Source organism: Erysipelatoclostridium sp. An15 (genome assembly GCF_002160675.1).
Classification (GTDB): Bacteria; Bacillota_I; Bacilli_A; order Erysipelotrichales; family Coprobacillaceae; genus Thomasclavelia; species Thomasclavelia merdavium.
Genome location: NZ_NFLA01000035.1, coordinates 13,099 through 31,337 on the forward strand (window position 1 = coordinate 13,099; position 18,239 = coordinate 31,337).

An 18,239-nucleotide genomic window follows, 5' to 3' on the forward strand; every position below is an offset into this window, starting at 1 on the left:
GCTACAAGAATATATTTTCTTGTAGCAATTTTTATTAGGAGGGATATAAATGGCATTATTGGAAGTAAAAAATTTAACTTTTGGTTATGATAATCAAATCGAAAATGTTTTTAATGATGTTAGTTTTAAAATTGATACTAATTGGAAATTAGGTTTAATTGGTCGTAATGGAAAAGGTAAGACGACTTTATTAGATTTATTGATGGCTAAATATCCATATCAAGGCTATATAACATCGGGTTATTATTTTGATTATTTTCCATATCCAGTAAATGATCCTAGTCAAACTACAATGGCTATTATTGATGATATTTTAGGTGATTACCAGCTTTGGGAGTTAGAAAGAGAATTATCATTATTGGAAGTTGATGAAGATGTTTTGGAACGACCATTTAATACATTATCTAATGGTGAGCAAACTAAGGTAATGTTAGCGGCATTATTTTTAAAACCACATGACTTATTATTAATAGATGAGCCTACTAATCATTTAGATTTACATGGTCGAAAATTACTAAGTAATTATTTAAAAAGAAAAAGAAGTTTTATTTTAGTTAGTCATGATCGTAATTTCATTGATAACTGTGTTGATCATATTTTAGCTTTGAATCGTGAAAGCATTGAAGTAATAAATGGTAATTTTACAACCTGGTATGAACAAAAACAAAATCAGGATAATCTAGAAGTTAAAAAGAATGAGAAACTAAAAAAAGATATTAAAAGATTACAAAAAGCAGCTAAGCAAAGTAGTATCTGGTCAGATAAAGTTGAAAAGAGTAAAAATGTTAAGGTAGCAGGACTTAAACCTGATAAAGGATATGTTGGACACAAGGCAGCGAAAATGATGCAGCGTTCTAAAAACTTACAACGTCGTCAAAACGATGCGATTGCTCAAAAAAAAGAATTATTGAAAGATGTTGAAACTGTTGAATCATTAAAGATGATGCCACTAACGTATTCTAAAAAAACATTAGTTTCTTTTAATGATGTAAAAATCTTCTATGATGATAAAGTGATTGTAGAAAATGTTAATTTTACAATTAACCAAGGTGACCGGTTAAATTTAGTAGGAAGAAATGGTTCTGGGAAAAGTAGTATTATTAAGCTGATTATGAATCAAAAAATAGATTATCAAGGACAGGTTATAATTGGTTCAAATTTAAAAATTGCTTATCTATCACAAACTGATGATCATTTACAAGGTAGATTAGATGATTTTATTGATAAACAACAGCTTGATCAAAGTTTATTTAAAGCTATATTGCGTAAATTGGATTTTTCACGTGATTTATTTAATCAGAATATTGAGACATTTAGCAAAGGACAAAAAAAGAAAGTAATGCTAGCAGCATGTTTATGTACACCTGCTCATTTATATATTTTTGATGAACCGTTAAATTACATTGATATTTTTACAAGAATCCAGATTCAAGAGGTTATTTTAAAATATCAGCCAACTATATTATTTGTTGAACATGATCAGTATTTTTGTAATCAAATAAAAACAAAAAGTATCAATTTATAAAAAAAGAATTATGGTTTACTCTGCCATAATTCTTTTTGCTATATAGAACATTCCGATAACTTCTTTATCATTCTACTATCTACGCATCTATCTAATAATTTTATTGCTTAACCTACTATTTTATTTTTAGTTATCGAAATATTCTTTAAAAAAGGATTCGTTCTAAATTTGAATTGATCTCCATCCATCATTATTTTAATATCACGATTATTTGGTATTTTTAGAAAACAATTTAAATTATTAATGAATAATTATATTGGAAACTGTTTTTAGACGAATTCTATGAAATCTCTTCAAGTTCAAATCCATTTTTTCTAATCATTTCTCATTTTAATTTTTAAAATTTACTTAACTAATATTCACTTCATCTATTCTAATCATCACTTTTGATAATCAATTTAGCATTTAATCTTTTAACAATTACTACTTTTTAATTAACACTTTTATTTATTTTGCTTATCGATGAACTTTTTCACATCTACTATTCTAATTTTTTAATAATCTTTTTTAACTAATATAACTTTTGATCAATTTTATCTTTGTTAATTAATTATTTATCAGACTTTTTTCTAATCAACTTTTTAATTATTTATAGAATCATCATTTTGAACAGGTAAATTTTTATTTTTTATTGATTATTTAATACTGTCTTTTTTAATTAATTTAACTTTTGATAAATTATTAATCTTTGCTAATTATTTTTATAAGATTATTTTAATTAGCTTAGTTTTTTATGAACTTTTCCATCTTCGCTAATTTAATTTATCTTTGAAGATTATTTAGTTTTCAATGAACTTTTGTTAATTATTTCTTTTTATTATTATTGTTTGAAATAATTAGTTTTAGGATTTGTTTTTAGAACTCTTCCTTTTATCTACTTCAAATATATATTAAAAAGATGCGTTATGCAAGCATCTTTCAAATGTTGTTGTTTTTATTTATTTTTACTAGTTTTGTAGTATAATTAGACTTAGGGAGCCGAAAAAATTTTGAAAGAGAAGGGATTATCTATGAAGAAAATATTTAAGATATTTCTTGTATGTATGATGATTTTAACTGTTACAGCTTGTAGTGGTGGAAGTGAGTCTAGTGATACTGCAACAAAAATAAAATGGAATAAAGAAAATAAATTTGCTGATTTGATTTCTTTTAAAATTGAAGCAATTGATCAAACTAAAATGATTACTCCAGATGTAATTGGAACTTTATATACTTATTTTGAACCTGCTGATGCAAAAAATGTACTTTTGGATTTAACGATGTGGGTTACTAATGTTACAGATTCAAACTTAAAGTTAAATGATGAAATAGAAGCTATTTTTACGATTGATAATACTGAATATGTGGCTTCATTATTAGCCTCAAAAGATAATGGTGGATCACTTACTAGTGATGTATCTTTAGAAGCTAATACTGCTAATAAGGTTCATTATTATGTTGAAGTTGATCCTGAAAAATTAGATCAAAAAATAGAGTTTAGTTTAAATACAAAAGTAGAAGAAGATTCTGATGAAAATAAAAAATCAGCGACATTAGATTTTGAATTAAAAGATGCAAAAGAAAATTATGAAGCTAAAAATCTTAATGATGTGATTACTTTTGATGGATATAGTGAAATGACTTTGCAAGCTGCTAATATCGCTAAAGAAGTAGCTCCAGCGAGTCCGGTGGGATTATATACATATTATAAAGTAAATGATGAAAATAATAGTTTTGTTGATTTTACAACAGTTGTAAAAAACATTAGTGGTAGTGATATTATGGCTTCAAATATTGCCACTGTAAATTTATTGGATGTTAATAATAATCCATATCCTGCGACAGTTGTTTATGAAAAAGATGATCATAGTAATTTAGAAGCAGCTTCTTCATTGACACTAAAAAATGATCAAAGTGCAATTATTCACTATATTTTTGAAGTTGGTGATGATGTAGTAAATGAGGCTAAATCAATTAGAATTTCTAGACAAGGAAAAGTATATATAATAAATATTTAAAAAAATCTAGTTAATACTAGATTTTTTAAGTCATAAATTTAATTAGTTATTAGTAGGAGGGAAACTATGGCTGAAAAAAGAGGATTAATGACAGAGGGAAGCATTGCTAAACAGCTAATATTATTTGCGATTCCTCTATTGATAGGAAATATGTTTCAACAGCTTTACAATACAGTTGATAGTATTGTAGTTGGTAATTATATCGGTGATCAGGCTTTGGCGGCAGTTAATTCTAGCGGGCCTATTATTGATATGTTAGTAAGTTTTTTTACTGGATTATCATTAGGAGCAAGTGTGTTGATTTCTAATTATTATGGTGCTAGGGAAGATAAAGGGGTATTTTGTAGTGTTCATACTGCGATTGCTTTAGGTATTGCTTCTAGTATTTTTGCCACGATTGTGGGGGTTGTTTTTACACCAATGATTTTAAGTTTGGTAAAAGTAGATGCTGCAGTAATTGATCAAAGTATTACATATTTGAGAATTTATTTTTTAGGGGTATCCGGGTTAATAATTTATAATATGGTAAGTGGAATTCTAAGAGCTGTTGGAGATTCTAAACACCCATTATATTTTTTAATTGTATCATCATTTATTAATATTGTATTAGATTTATTATTTGTTGTTGTTTTTAAAATGGGGATTGCTGGAGTAGCAATCGCAACTTCAATTGCTCAAGTAGCTAGTGCATTATTGTCAATCTATGTTTTAGTAACTAGTAAAGAATCATATCGATTAGAAATTTCTAAAATAAAATTTTATTATGAAGATTTAAGAAAGACAATTAAAATAGGAATGCCTAGTGCAATGCAAAATGCAGTTGTTTCTTTTTCTAACATTATTATGCAAACAAATATTAATGTATTTGGTGCATATGCAATGGCTGGAAATGGTTCATATACTAAAATTGATGGTTTTGCAATTTTGCCGGTTATCAGTTTATCAATGGCATTAACAACTTTTGTGGGTCAAAATAAAGGCGCTGGAAATTATGATAGAATTAAACAAGGGGCTAAAATAGGGACTTTAATTAGTTGTGGGACAATTCTTGTATTGAGTGTATTAGTTGTTTTTTCAGCACCATATTTATTACAGATCTTTTCATCAAATCCTAAAGTTATTGAATATGGTTTAATAATGATGCGCTGTTTAGCACCTGGATATTTATTTTTAACACTTTCACAGGTCATTTGTGGTATTTTAAGAGGAGTAGGAAAGACAAACATCCCTATGGTTGTTTTAATAGGGTGCTGGTGTGTTTTTAGAGTTATCTGGGTTATGATAACTACTAACTTATTCCATAATATAGTCTTTGTTGATCTTGGCTGGCCTGTTTCATGGGTGTTAAGTACTACGATTTTAATTATTTATTATTATAAAGCTAATTGGTTGGAAGAATAGCGGTTTTTAAATCGCTATTTTTTATATTTTTATATTGAAAAGTAGAATTTTGGAATATAAATAAATTTTTTAGCACTTGGGTTGACAAAGTGCTAAAAAGTATTATAATAATTTTAGCACTAAGATATGGCAAGTGCTAAAGATAAAAGGAGTGATTAACATGATTAAGCCATTACATGATAATGTTATTTTAAAAAAAGAAGAAGTAGAAAATAAAACATCTAGTGGAATTATTTTAACAACTGAAACTAAAAAGGAACCAGGTGTTGCTAAAGTTGTTGCATTAGGTCCTGATTGTAAAGCTGATATTAAAGTAAATGATAAAGTTGTATATAAAGAATATTCAGGAACTAATATTAAAGTTGATGATGTAGAATATATTGTAATTGAAGAAAAGGATATTTTAGCTTGTATAGCTTAAGGAGGTAATTTAAGATGGCAAAAGAAGTAAGATTTTCAAGTGATGCTCGTAAAGCAATGTTGAAAGGGGTAAATACTTTAGCTGATGCTGTTTGTATTACTTTAGGACCTAAAGGTCGTAATGTTGTATTGGAAAAAAGTTATGGTTCACCATTAATTACTAATGATGGTGTTAGTATTGCAAAAGAAATTGAATTAGAAGATAAATTTGAAAATATGGGTGCAAAATTAGTATATGAAGTTGCTAATAACACAAATGATGTTGCTGGTGACGGTACTACTACTGCTACAATTTTGGCTCGTAATATGATTGTTAATGGAATGAAAGCTGTTGACAAAGGATGTAATCCAGTATTAATGCGTGAAGGTATTGAATATGCAAGTAAAGAAGTTGCAAAAACAATTTTAAAAAATTCACGTCAAGTTGAAACAAGCAGTGATGTTGCTAGTGTTGCTACTATTTCAGCAGGAAGTAAAGAAATTGGTGATTTAATCGCTAAAGCAATGGATAAAGTTGGTCGCGATGGAATTATCAATGTTGATGAAAGTAATGGTTTTGATGATGAATTAGAAATCAGTGAAGGTATGCAATATGATAAAGGTTATGTATCTCCATACATGGTTTCTGATCGTGAAAAAATGACTGTTGAATTAGAAAATCCATATGTATTAGTAACTAATTCAAAAATTAATAATCTTCAAGAAATCTTACCAGTACTTGAACAAGTATTGAAAACAAATCAACCATTATTAATTATTGCTGAAGATTATGAAAATGAAGTAATTTCTACTTTAGTTTTAAATAAATTACGTGGTACATTCAATGTTGTAGCTACAAAAGCTCCTGGATTTGGTGATAACCAAAAAGAAATGTTACAAGATATTGCTGCATTAACAAATGCTAAATTCTACAACAAAGATTTAAATATGAAATTAGAAGATCTTCAATTAGATGAGTTAGGAACAATTAAAAAAGTAATTGTTACTAAAGACAATACAACAATGATTGGTGCTAATGAAAATAATAGTGAATTAAATGCTCGTATTGAAGAAATTAGATCAAGAATTGCTGATACTACTAATGAACATGATAGAAAACAATTCCAAGAAAGACTTGGTAAATTAACTAATGGTGTTGCAACTATCAAAGTTGGAGCAACAACTGAAAGTGAATTAAAAGAAAAGAAATTAAGAATTGAAGATGCTTTAAATGCTACTAAAGCAGCTGTTGCTGAAGGTATTGTAATTGGTGGTGGAGCTTGTTTAGTTGAAGCATATAAAGAATTAAAACCAGTTCTCAAAAATGATAATGTTGATGTTCAAAAAGGTATCAATATTGTAATGGAATCATTATTAGCACCTATTTGCCAAATCGCAGAAAATGCTGGATACAATAGTGAAGATATTGTTGATATGCAAAAGAATGCTGATAAAAATATCGGATTTGATGCTAAAAATGGTGAATGGGTTGATATGTTTGAAAAAGGAATTATCGATCCAACTAAAGTTTCTCGTAGCGCATTGTTAAATGCTGCAAGTATTTCAGCATTGTTTATTACAACTGAAGCTGGAGTGGCAGAAATTAAATCAGATGAACCTGCAGCTCCTGCTATGGCTGGTGGAATGTATTAATAAAAAATAATGGGATATGTAAATTTACATATCCCATTTTTATAATTGATAGATTATAACCATTAAAGGCATTGTTATAGCACTGAAAAACACTGTCATTATATTCATAACACTAGCATAACCAGGATGCTTATTATACAATTGAGCAAACTGAGTAATTGTTGCTGCAGCTGGTGCACTAGCTGCTAAAACAGTTATCAAAAAAATCTGAGAAGCATCTGGTGTCAATGTTACAAGACCGCTTAATTTAAAGACGATTATGATAATTAATGGATAAACCACTAAACGCATCAAAGAAATTAAATAAGTTCGTTTTTCACTGAAAATATTTTTTAAGTTCATTTCTCCAATTAACATTCCAATAACGATCATTGCTAATGGACCTAACATCCCACCAACGGTATCGAATGTTGATAAAACAAGACTTGGTAATTGAATCTGGAATAAAAATAAACAAATCCCAACGATAATGGCAATAACATTAATATTTAAAAAGATCTTTTTTAAGTCATAGTTTTTTTCATTGCAAACTAAACTTTTAGCATGTGTCCATAATAATATAGTTTGGACAACCATGTAGCCGCTAGTATATAAAACCCATTCTTTACCTAATATGGCACCAACTAAAGGAATAATTAGATTACCAGAGTTTGAATAAATTATAGTTGCTTTTTCAATTGGCGCAAATCCAAATATTTTAGCTAACAATTGCGTTAAAGGGATATAGATAAGATGTACTATAATCGCTCCTAGAAAAGCTAATCCCAAATCAATTAATTTATCGGGTGTAAATTCAATTGAAAATGATGTTAAAATCGCACATGGTGAAGCAACAAATAATACTAACATTGAGATTATTTTACTATCATCAGTTGTTAAAGTTTTGGTTTTTACTAACAAAAAGCCAAAAAAAATCATAATGAATAATTGCAGTATTTGCTGCATTAGTAATAAGCTTAAATCCACTGCTATCTTCCCCTCTTATTTGTATTTCTTGAGGAATTTTATCACATAAAGCGTTAATTTTAGTGATTATTTCAAAAACTGAAACATAAAAAAAGAAAGTCAAACGACTTTCTTTTTGCGGGTTCTCCGCTAAGTAACCTTATGTATTTATTATAACTTGATAATTAATAACTGTCAATTACTTTTAACTTCAAAGTATTTTTAAATTTTTTCAATTTCTCTAATCCAATCACGAACATCACTATCACTTGGCATTCGCCAATCTCCTCGTGGAGAAAGAGAAACAGTTCCAACTTTAGGACCATCAGGAATACAACTGCGTTTGAATTGTTGAGTAAAGAAACGCCAATAGAATTTAGTTAACCATTTCTTTATTGTTTCTTTATCGTATTTATCACCAAATGCAAGTTGTGTCTTTCTAAATAACTTACGTGGTTCATCACCAAAACGAACCATATGATAAATAAAGAAGTCATGTAATTCGTATGGACCAACAATATCCTCTGTCTTTTGAACGATTTGATCATTTTCTTGAGGTAATAATTCTGGTGATACTGGGGTATCTAAAACATCTTTTAAAATAGTTTCAATTTTTTGACCGTGATATAGACTAGCAACATAATCTACTAGATAACGAACTAAAGTTTTTGGAACAGAAACATTAACAGCATACATTGACATATGATCACCATTATAAGTTGACCAGCCTAGAGACACTTCTGATAAATCACCAGTTCCGATAACAAGACCACCAACTTGATTAGCTTTATTCATTAAAATTTCTGTTCTAGTACGAGCTTGAACATTTTCATAAGTAACATCATGGACATTTTCATCTTGTTCAATATCTCTAAATTGGACTCTTACTGAATCGGCAATGTCAATTTCTAAACTTGTTACATTTAACTCTTCCATTAAACCTAAAGCATTATTTTTAGTTCTAGAAGTAGTTCCAAAGCATGGCATTGTAATAGCAATAATATCTTTGCTATCATAATTTAATTGCTTAAAGGCCATTGTACAAACTAATAAAGCTAGTGTCGAATCCAAACCACCGGAAATTCCAATAACAACTTTTTTGATTCCGGTTGCTTTTAATCTTTGCATTAAAGCTCTAGTTTGAATATCAAAAACTTCTTTACAGCGTTTAGCTCGTAAGTTTGAATCACTAGGAACAAAAGGATGTGGATCATAGTGATAATTTGTATCCAAATCAACATCAGTAGAGTCAAAGTATATTACATCATAATCATGTAATGATTTAAACGTAGTCATTTTACGACGTTCACTTGATAATTTTTTAAGATCTAAATCACCATAGATCATTTCACTTGTAAATCCTTGACTTTCATTAATAATTGTTCCATTTTCTGCAATTATATGATGACCACTGAAAACAACATCGGTTGTACTTTCACCATCACCAGCATTACAGTAAACATAACCACATACTAGTTTAGCCGATTGTAAACTAACTAATGAACGTCGATAGTCACTTTTAGTAGTAATTTCATTACTAGCTGATGGATTAAAAATCATATTAGCACCATTTAACGCTAAATTAATACTTGGAGCATCAGGCATCCATAAATCTTCACAAATTTCTACCCCAAATTTAAAATCAGGATTAGTTGTAGATGCAAAGACAAACTTAGTTCCAAATGGAATTGTTTTACCATTGAAATTAGTCGTAATATTTTTTTCTGGTGCTTTTTCAAAACGACGCGCTTCATAAAATTCTTGATAATTAGGAATATGAGTTTTTGGTACTAATGCTAATAGTTCACCCTGGTGAATAATAGCGGCAACATTATAAAGACTATTTAAATGTTGATAAGGAAGACCAATTATAACTACAATGTCTTTATTAGCTGTATAATCAATGATAATTTGCAATTGTTTTTTAGCTTCGTTTAATAATCTTTCTTGATTAAACAGATCTTCACAAGTATATCCAGTTAAACATAATTCTGGTAATACTAAAACTTTTGTCTGATTTTGATAAGCTTGATCGATTAGCTTAATAATATTTTTACTGTTGTTTGTAACATTAGCAATGCTAGTATCAAAAGAACCAGCAGCTACACGGATATATCCATCTTTCATTATATCTCCTCCAATGTCTATATTTTACACTGATAAATAATGATAAACAAGCAAAGAAAAAATAATCAGTTAATAATCTGATTATTTTTGTGGACTTCGTTTGAATTTAAATTTAAAACATAAAATTAAAGCTAGGGTAATTGATGTTGCAAAAAGCAGATACATGATAGTATAACCAGTATTTCCCGGGAAAACGTCTAAAATTCTCCCAGCAACAAATTGGAATATTAGTGCTGAAAAGCCTTTTGCAAGCATTGATGAAATACCATAAGCACTATTTACATATTCTTCTTCAACTAAATCTAAAACAATTCTAACAGATACTAATATAAAAATAATTGTTGTTAAACCTTGAAAGAAAAATACTGACATAATCAAATAAGGACTAGGACAAGTTGCATACCAGACAAAACGAATGATTGATAAGACACAAGCAAATATCATTAGTGTTTTATAAGAAACTTTTTTCATATAACGATCAGAAAATAATACAGCTGGTATTTCTGATAAGGTACTTAGTAGTAGTGTTGTTCCAACGATTGTAGTAGTACCACCCAAACCTTTAATTACTAGTGGTAAATAAACGCTTTGAGCTGAACTTGGACCTTGAAATAAAATAAAAATTAGTAAAAAGATCTTAAAAGATTTATTATGCCATAAATGAGTAATGACTTCTTTAGTAGTTACTTTTTTAGTTTTATTGATAACAATAGGTTTAGCATCATGCATCATATAGAAAGAAAAAATCATAATAACTAAACCTGCTGCAAAAATATAAAAGTTTGCAAGAGGTGAAACATAATCATAAACGATTCCACTAATTTGTGCTGCAATTGCATATAGTAGTGAACCCCAGACTCTAATTGTTCCAAATGGATATGGTGCAGCTGTCGCTAAACGGTCAGTTAAAGCAGTAATACCATTTAAACATCCTTGTGTAAAACCGTTTAATAAAAATAGAAAAATAAATGATTTTGTATACGCAAATAAAAGACCAAAGATAATCGTTAAAACGCCAGTAACCATAGCTACTTTTTTAGGACTTCTAAACTTATCAGCTAAAAAACCAGTAACTGGTTGAGTAACCATGGCAAATAAAGCGGCTGCCGATGTAATTAATGAAATTTCGGTTGCTGAACAATTAATACCAGCTAAATAAACTGAGATGATACATGAAAACATCGCCCAGGAAAAATAAAACATTCCATTTCCTAAAGCATAATAAAGATAACTGCCCTTTTTAAACATTTCTAACCCTCCAGATAATGTATTAAAATTTTATCACTGTTTTATTTATAGAAAGCGCTTTTTCATTTTCTGGAAAGAAATTTAAATTAAGGATTATATGTTAGTAAAACGTCATGTATTTTGTTGAACTTAAAAGAATTATAGTTTATAATAAAACCAATTTGGAGGTTCTAAGATGAGTTTTGAAATGTTATCAGATTTAGGGATCAAGAAATATGAAATGTGTCGTGATGAAAAAGGACGCTTTTTTGCGCGATCAATTGTTGCTGGTTTGTATTTAGGATTGGCTACAATTTTATCAACAACATTGGGTACGTTATTATTTAAAGATCACTATATCGCTTCTAAAATTGCTGTTGCTGCATCTTTTGGAATCGGTTTAGTAATTATTGTAATTTTAGGTTCAGAATTATTTACTGGAAATTGTTTTACAACAATGATACCTGTTTATGGAAAGAAATTAAAGTTTAGACAAATTATTCCAATGTGGATAATCTGTTATATCGGTAATTTTGTAGGAATTGCTTTAATTTGTTTCTTGTTTGTAAAAAGTGGTAGTAATCAAGAATTATTAACTGAGTATATTACAACAGTTGTTGATGGTAAATTAGCATTTTCAGCTGGTCAATTATTTATTAAAGGTGTTTTATGTAATTTTATTGTTTGTGTTGGTGCCTATGTAGGAATGAAGATGCAAGATGATACTGCTAAAACAATAATCATGATGCTTGTTGTTATGGCCTTTGTTTTACCAGGATTTGAACATAGTATTGCTAATATGGGTAACTTTACTCTTGGAATTACAGCTTTAGGAACAAGTTATGACTGGTCATTAGTACCATTACATATGTTAATTTCAACTGCTGGAAATATTATTGGTGGTGCTGTATTATTAGGAGTACCTCTATTTATGATGATTAAACCTAAAAAAAGATAAAAAATATAAATTTGACGATATATCTATGGATATATCGTTTTTTTTACAATAAAATAACAAGTATAGGTTAAAAGGAGTGTTTAAAATGTCATTTGAAAATGTAAAAAAATATTTTGAAGAAATAGAAATGGACTCTAAAATAATTGAATTAAAAGATTCTAGTGCAACCGTAGAACAAGCGGCTAATGCATTAGGATGTAAGCCAGAACATATTGCTAAAACAATGTCTTTTAAAACCAAAGAAGGACCGATATTAATTGTATGTGCTAGTGATGCTAAAATAGATAACAAAAAATATAAAAGTGTATTTGGCCAAAAAGCAAAAATGATTCCAGCCAATGAAGTTGAAGAATTAATAGGACATTTACCAGGAGGCGTTTGTCCCTTTGCAATTAAAGAAAATGTTAAAGTTTATTTAGATATATCTTTAAAACGATTTGAAAAAGTCTATCCAGCTGCTGGTAATGGTCATAGTGCTATTGAATTAACAATTAAAGAATTAGAAACTATCTCTAAAGCTGATTCTTGGGTTGATGTTTGTAACAACTGGCAAGTTGATCAATAAAAAAGAAAGAGGTAATCATAGTGGCAAATATTCTAGTTTTGGAAGATGATATAGCACTAAATCAGGGGATAAGCTATGCTTTAAAAAAAGAAGGGTATCATGTTTTAACTGCTAATACATGCTTTCAAGGTAAAACGATAGTAATGAATAATTTAATAGATATGATTATATTAGATGTTAATTTACCTGATGGCAATGGTTTTGATTTTTGTAAGTGGGTAAAAGCAAACAAGAAATGTATTGTATTGTTTCTTTCGGCTAGAGATTTGGAAGCCGATGTTTTGACAGGGTATGAATTTGGTGGTGATGATTATGTTACCAAGCCATTTTCGATGAAGGTATTGTTAAAAAAGATAGCTATAATGTTAAAACGTGAAAAGCAGGATCGTAATTGTTATCAAGATGATTTTTTGAAAATAGATTTTAATTTAGCGATAGTTGAAGTTAATCAAAAAGTATGTTCAATAACCCCAACTGAATATCGAATTTTAAAAAAGTTTATTGAAAATAAAGGTCAATTATTAACTTATAATATGTTTTTAGATGCTCTTTGGCAAGAAGGTGTCCAGTTAATGGATAAACATGCTTTAGCTGTAAATATCAATCGGTTACGGAAAAAAATAGAAGATGAAAATCATTCATATATTACTAATGTTTATGGGATGGGTTATATATGGAAATAGGTTTATTGATACTTGTTTTTGTTTTATTTGTTTTGGTTATATTTTTATTGATTAAAAACTATGTTTTAAAACGTGATGTTGAATCAATGGTAGTAAAACTAGATGCTAATTTAGATAAATTAATAGCGGGTAAAAAAGTGGATAATAGTGATAATGATGATGATTTATATTCTAAAATAGCCCAAAAGTTGTATCGACTTTATAATATTAATGAACAAAAAAGTAATGAAATCATTGAAGAAAAAGAAAAATTAAATGAATTGATATCAGATATTTCCCATCAAACTAAAACTCCCATTGCCAATATTAAACTATACTTTGAAATATTAATGAGTGAAAATGATGTAGAAAAAAGGCAAGCGTGTTTAAAAAATATTGAAAGTCAGATTGATAAGTTGGATTTTTTAATTCAAAGCTTAATTAAAATGTCACGTTTAGAAGCCGGAACAATTAAAATTAATAAAGAGCCTTCTTTATTAGAAAATACATTAGCTTTAGCTATTCAAGGAATATATAATAACGCTAATCAAAAGGAAATCAAATTACAAGTTAATTGCCCTGATGATCTTGTTTTAAATCATGATAAAAAATGGACTGGTGAGGCAATATTTAATATTTTAGATAATGGTGTTAAGTATACAAATAATGGTGGCAGCATCTATATCGATGTTAAAAAACAAGATATTTTTACTAAAATCACTGTTTGTGATACTGGTAAAGGAGTACCACTAGCAAGGCAAGGAATGATTTTTAAGCGATTCTATCGTGAACCGGAGGTTCATGATGAAAATGGAGTAGGAATTGGCTTGTATTTAGCAAGAGAGATCATTAGTTTACAAGGTGGTTATATTGAGGTGCAATCTGAAGTTGGAATTGGAAGTACTTTTATGATTTATTTGCCTAATTGATAAGAAAATCACAGTTTTGTGATTTTCTTGTTTTGTGAATGGTTTGTGATTTTTGAATTTTATAATAATACTGAAGATGGAGGTATGGTTATGAAAGAGATAATGATTGAAACAAAAGCATTGAAGAAATATTATCAGATGGCAAATAATGTTGTAAAAGCACTAGATGGTGTTGATTTACAGATTGGAAAACGTGAGTTTGTTGCTATTATTGGAAAATCAGGTAGCGGCAAAAGTACATTGTTGCATATGTTAGGGGGATTAGATATTCCTAGCAGTGGCAAAGTAATTATTGATGGTGAGGATTTAAGTAAGTTAAATCATGAACAACTGGCAATATTTAGAAGAAGAAAAGTTGGTTTTGTTTTTCAACAATATAATTTAATACCGGATTTAAATGTTTACGAAAATGTTGTCTTTCCCTTACAATTAGATGGCAGACATATTGATGAAGAATTTATTGAAACAATTTTAACAACCTTAAAAATTGCAGATAAAAAAGAAGCCTTACCAAGTATGTTATCTGGAGGTCAACAACAGCGTGTAGCGATAGCTAGAGCATTAGCAACTAAACCGGCCATTATTTTAGCTGATGAACTAACTGGTAACTTAGATACAACTACTAGTCATGAAGTAATGCTGCTATTAAAAATATTAGCTAAACAATACCAGCAAACAATTGTAATTATTACTCATGATTATGATATTGCTCAATTAGCCAATCGAATCATTCAAATTGAAGATGGTAAAATTGTTCAAGGAAGTGATGATAATGCTTAAAAATAATAATAATGCAATTATCAAAACTTTAGCTAAAAAATCGTTACGTAATAATCGTAAAAAATATGGGATTTTGTTTTTCACGATTATTCTATCATCATTTTTGATTTTTTCGATTTTTACCATTGGAATAACTTATTTAGATTTAAGTCGACTTCAAAATATTCGCTTTAATGGTGCTGATTATGATTCAGTGGTAATAAATGGTTTTGATTCCAAACAAAAAGAATATTTAGATAATAATGAAAAGGTTCAAAGTGTAGGAATTCAAACATATAGTGGTTATATAAAAAGTAGTAACTTTGATGATACCGTTGATGTTGGATTATTATGGTGTGATGATGTTTTTTGGCAAAAGCAAAGTGCCCCAGCTAGAACAATGTTAAAAGGGCATTATCCTCAAAAAGAAAATGAGTTAATGGTGACTAGAGAAGGTTTAAAAAAATGTGGTAATGAAATATTAGATGTTGGTGACTCGCTTACTCTTACTTATGAAGTTAATACTGGAATTTATGAAAAAGAGTTTGTCATAAGTGGTATTTGGGATGGCTTTGGTGATAAGTCAATATTTTATGTTTCTAAGGATTTTTATAATAACTCAGGGTATTCATTAAATTCTGATGGAATCTTGCATATTAAATACCAGCAAAACTATTTTACAAATAAGATTATTCAAGAAGTCGAAACCGGTTTGGATTTAAATGATCGACAAGTATTCCAGACTACAAGTCTAGCAGAAAATTCATTTAAGATTTTGCTTGGGATATTAGGCTTAGGACTGATAGTTGGTTTGAGTGCTTATTTACTAATTTATAATATTCTTTACTTATCTATTTATGAAAAAGTTCGTTATTATGGTTTATTACAGACATTAGGAATGACTAAAAAACAGCTAATACGTTTGATGAAGTATCAAATAGCTTTGTTAGCCTTACTGGCAATTATAATTGGTATATTAAGTGGAATTGGGGTGTCGATTATTATATTGCCAAAAATAATGGAAACTTTAGGAATTGTAAAAGGAAATATTGAAATCAATTTTTATCCTCTAGTTATGATTATTAGTATTTTATTTAGTGTTCTTTCTATTGGTTTTGGCATGAAAAAGCCACTAAAACTTTTAGGTACAATAAGTCCGATTGAAGCAGTTAAATATCAAGATAATTTAAATATTAATAATAAGTCACATCAAATTAAAAAGAAAAACTTCTTTTGGCATATGGCTATCTATCAATTAAAAAATAATAAAAAAAGAACAGTAATAATTCTTTTTTCATTGGCAACTAGTCTATCAGTATTTTATTGTTTAACTACGATAATAAATAGCCAAGCGAAACGAACTGTTTTACCTAATTATTTAGATAGTGATTTTGTCATCTATAATCAAAGTGAAACAACCGAAGACATTAACTCCATTAAACCAATAATTGATAATAATTTAGTAAAACAAATTAAAAAAATCGACGGAGTAAAAGAAGTTCATGTTTTATCATCATTACCGATTGTTATCCCTTATGAAGCTAATGGTTTTAGTGAACAATGGTTTAAAGGTTATGTTACATCACAACCATATTTATCATATCCTGATCTAGTTAGTCAGTATCAGGCTAATCCAGCTATGTATTATGGAATGTTGAAGGGGATTGATGAGGTGGAATTTGATCATTTAAATCAGTTATTAGCTACCCCAGTTGATAAAGAAGATTTTAATAAAGGAAAGTTTTGTATTATTCAATATTCTCAATTTGAGATTCCTGAAAGTTGTCTGGATAGTAAAGTTTCTTTTTTAGCACCTGATGGTACTACTAAACAAATACCAATCAAGGCAGTTAGCTATGAAAGTTATTATGGTGGATCTAGAAATATTGGTGCTAATATTATTGTTAGTCAAAATTACTTAGAGCAAATTTCAGCTGATTATTATATCAAGAGTTTAACTATTAAGTATGATGAATCTTATGATGAAACGGTTGAAAAGCAAATTCTTGCTTGTATCGAAGACAAGCAAGATACTAATGATATTGCATATGAATCAAAATTAGAAGCTATGAAAGAAATTCAAGCTTCGCAAGAAGAAATGATGGTAATTGGTATTGTTATTTCATTACTGTTATTATTAGTTGGTAGTTTGAATTACGCTAATACTATGGCTAGTTGTATTCAAAGTCGTCAGTTATCGTATTCAATCATGGAGAGTATTGGGATGACTAGAAAACAGATAAGAAATTTATTGATCAAAGAAGGAATATTATATGGAATAGGTTCAATAGTTATTACTGCAACAGTTGGTACAATAATAACTTATATTGCTTTTCAAATGTTAAATTATATGGGTGCTCCATTTACAATTCCAGTTTTACCATCAATAATAGCGATTGTTATAATTATGATAATTTGTATTATTGTCCCTTTATATTGGTATCATAAATTATCAGGTAATTTAAGTATTATTGAAAGATTACGAAATTAAAGTTAATTATTTAGAAAATGTGGAAAATGATAAAACCGCATTTTCTTTTTATATACTGTAAAATAGATAAAAGAACTGAAATACCTTAAAAGTATACCAAGCAATAATTAATGAGTATTGGACATAGTTTTCTATAATAATTAAGATATTAAATTATAGTAGATAAAAAAGAGGTGTTTAATATGATTATTCAAATTGGAAATGTCGATTTAAAAGGGGCTGTAACGACCTATAGAGAAAAAAAGTAGTAAAAAACGCAAAAATGTACGAGGAATCGTACATTTTTTTGGTATAATTGAAATATGAAAACTAATAAATTATACAAGAAAGATTATAACTCATATCAACCAACATTACCACTAGATTTTACAGTTTCTTATGACGTTGATATACCTAAGAATGATATTTCAAGAACAGTTAAGAGTATCGTGGAAAGGATAAATTTGGCAAAATATATCGATTTCTCTAACAGAAATACATACGGGTATGATGCTGTCATGATGTTTGAATGTGTCATTTTAGGAAAAACATTAAAAGGATACGTTTCCGTAAGAGAATACGAAGAACTATGCAGATTTGATAACCGGTTTAAATTTATAAC

At 28.6% G+C, this 18,239-nt stretch carries 14 protein-coding genes and 1 pseudogene; 12 read left to right on the forward strand and 3 right to left on the reverse strand.

All coding sequences use genetic code 11. From position 1 onward, the window contains the following. Positions 1-49: 49 nt before the first annotated feature. The 5 genes from abc-f (at position 50) to groL (ending at position 6,975) form a co-directional block, all read left to right on the forward strand. Positions 50-1,525 carry a ribosomal protection-like ABC-F family protein gene (gene abc-f, locus B5E92_RS10835; protein WP_087302064.1) on the forward strand — a complete coding sequence of 492 codons (1,476 nt, stop codon included), beginning with the start codon at positions 50-52 and terminating at the stop codon, positions 1,523-1,525. A 1,010-nt stretch (positions 1,526-2,535) separates the two neighbouring features. Continuing rightward, the gene (locus B5E92_RS10840) at positions 2,536-3,522 is read left to right on the forward strand and encodes a hypothetical protein (RefSeq protein ID WP_087302066.1); all 987 of its coding nucleotides are present in this window, start codon (positions 2,536-2,538) and stop codon (positions 3,520-3,522) included. A 66-nt stretch (positions 3,523-3,588) separates the two neighbouring features. Beyond that, the gene (locus B5E92_RS10845; protein WP_087302068.1) at positions 3,589-4,923 is read left to right on the forward strand and encodes an MATE family efflux transporter; all 1,335 of its coding nucleotides are present in this window, start codon (positions 3,589-3,591) and stop codon (positions 4,921-4,923) included. Positions 4,924-5,083: 160 nt separating this feature from the next. Next, the gene (locus B5E92_RS10850; protein ID WP_087302070.1) at positions 5,084-5,344 is read left to right on the forward strand and encodes a co-chaperone GroES; all 261 of its coding nucleotides are present in this window, start codon (positions 5,084-5,086) and stop codon (positions 5,342-5,344) included. 14 nt (positions 5,345-5,358) lie between these two features. Then, positions 5,359-6,975: a chaperonin GroEL gene (gene groL / locus B5E92_RS10855; protein ID WP_087302072.1), complete on the forward strand. Its 1,617-nt coding sequence runs from the start codon at positions 5,359-5,361 to the stop codon at positions 6,973-6,975. Between the two features lie 39 nt (positions 6,976-7,014). Here the strand turns inward: groL and B5E92_RS10860 are convergent, their stop codons facing one another. The 3 genes from B5E92_RS10860 to B5E92_RS10870 all read right to left on the reverse strand — a co-directional run bounded on the left by B5E92_RS10860 (position 7,015) and on the right by B5E92_RS10870 (position 11,295). After that, positions 7,015-7,941, reverse strand: coding sequence for an AEC family transporter (locus B5E92_RS10860; RefSeq protein ID WP_087302074.1), 927 nt, complete (start codon positions 7,939-7,941; stop codon positions 7,015-7,017). A 201-nt stretch (positions 7,942-8,142) separates the two neighbouring features. After that, positions 8,143-10,047, reverse strand: coding sequence for an NAD(+) synthase (locus B5E92_RS10865; protein WP_087302076.1), 1,905 nt, complete (start codon positions 10,045-10,047; stop codon positions 8,143-8,145). An 81-nt stretch (positions 10,048-10,128) separates the two neighbouring features. After that, positions 10,129-11,295 (reverse strand): MFS transporter, encoded by a 1,167-nt coding sequence (locus B5E92_RS10870; RefSeq protein WP_087302078.1) that lies wholly within the window; start codon positions 11,293-11,295, stop codon positions 10,129-10,131. 175 nt (positions 11,296-11,470) lie between these two features. Here B5E92_RS10870 and B5E92_RS10875 point away from each other — a divergent pair, with 175 nt between their 5' ends. From B5E92_RS10875 to B5E92_RS15690, 7 genes and pseudogenes are all read left to right on the forward strand, one after another. Further along, a complete protein-coding gene (locus B5E92_RS10875; protein WP_087302080.1) occupies positions 11,471-12,232 on the forward strand; it encodes a formate/nitrite transporter family protein in 762 nt (253 codons plus the stop codon). Between the two features lie 85 nt (positions 12,233-12,317). Continuing rightward, on the forward strand, positions 12,318-12,797 hold the full coding sequence (locus tag B5E92_RS10880) for a YbaK/EbsC family protein (RefSeq protein ID WP_087302082.1): 480 nt from the start codon (positions 12,318-12,320) through the stop codon (positions 12,795-12,797). A gap of 20 nt (positions 12,798-12,817) precedes the next feature. After that, a complete protein-coding gene (locus B5E92_RS10885) occupies positions 12,818-13,480 on the forward strand; it encodes a response regulator transcription factor (RefSeq protein WP_087302084.1) in 663 nt (220 codons plus the stop codon). Then, positions 13,471-14,388: a sensor histidine kinase KdpD gene (locus B5E92_RS10890; protein ID WP_087302086.1), complete on the forward strand. Its 918-nt coding sequence runs from the start codon at positions 13,471-13,473 to the stop codon at positions 14,386-14,388. The genes B5E92_RS10885 and B5E92_RS10890 overlap by 10 nt, the downstream gene beginning before the upstream one ends. 90 nt (positions 14,389-14,478) lie before the next feature. Further along, positions 14,479-15,168 (forward strand): ABC transporter ATP-binding protein, encoded by a 690-nt coding sequence (locus tag B5E92_RS10895; RefSeq protein WP_087302088.1) that lies wholly within the window; start codon positions 14,479-14,481, stop codon positions 15,166-15,168. Continuing rightward, on the forward strand, positions 15,161-17,638 hold the full coding sequence (locus B5E92_RS10900; protein ID WP_087302090.1) for an FtsX-like permease family protein: 2,478 nt from the start codon (positions 15,161-15,163) through the stop codon (positions 17,636-17,638). Before B5E92_RS10895 ends, B5E92_RS10900 begins: the two co-directional genes overlap by 8 nt. Positions 17,639-17,940: 302 nt before the next feature. After that, a pseudogene (locus B5E92_RS15690) lies at positions 17,941-18,239 on the forward strand (hypothetical protein); the annotation flags it as partial.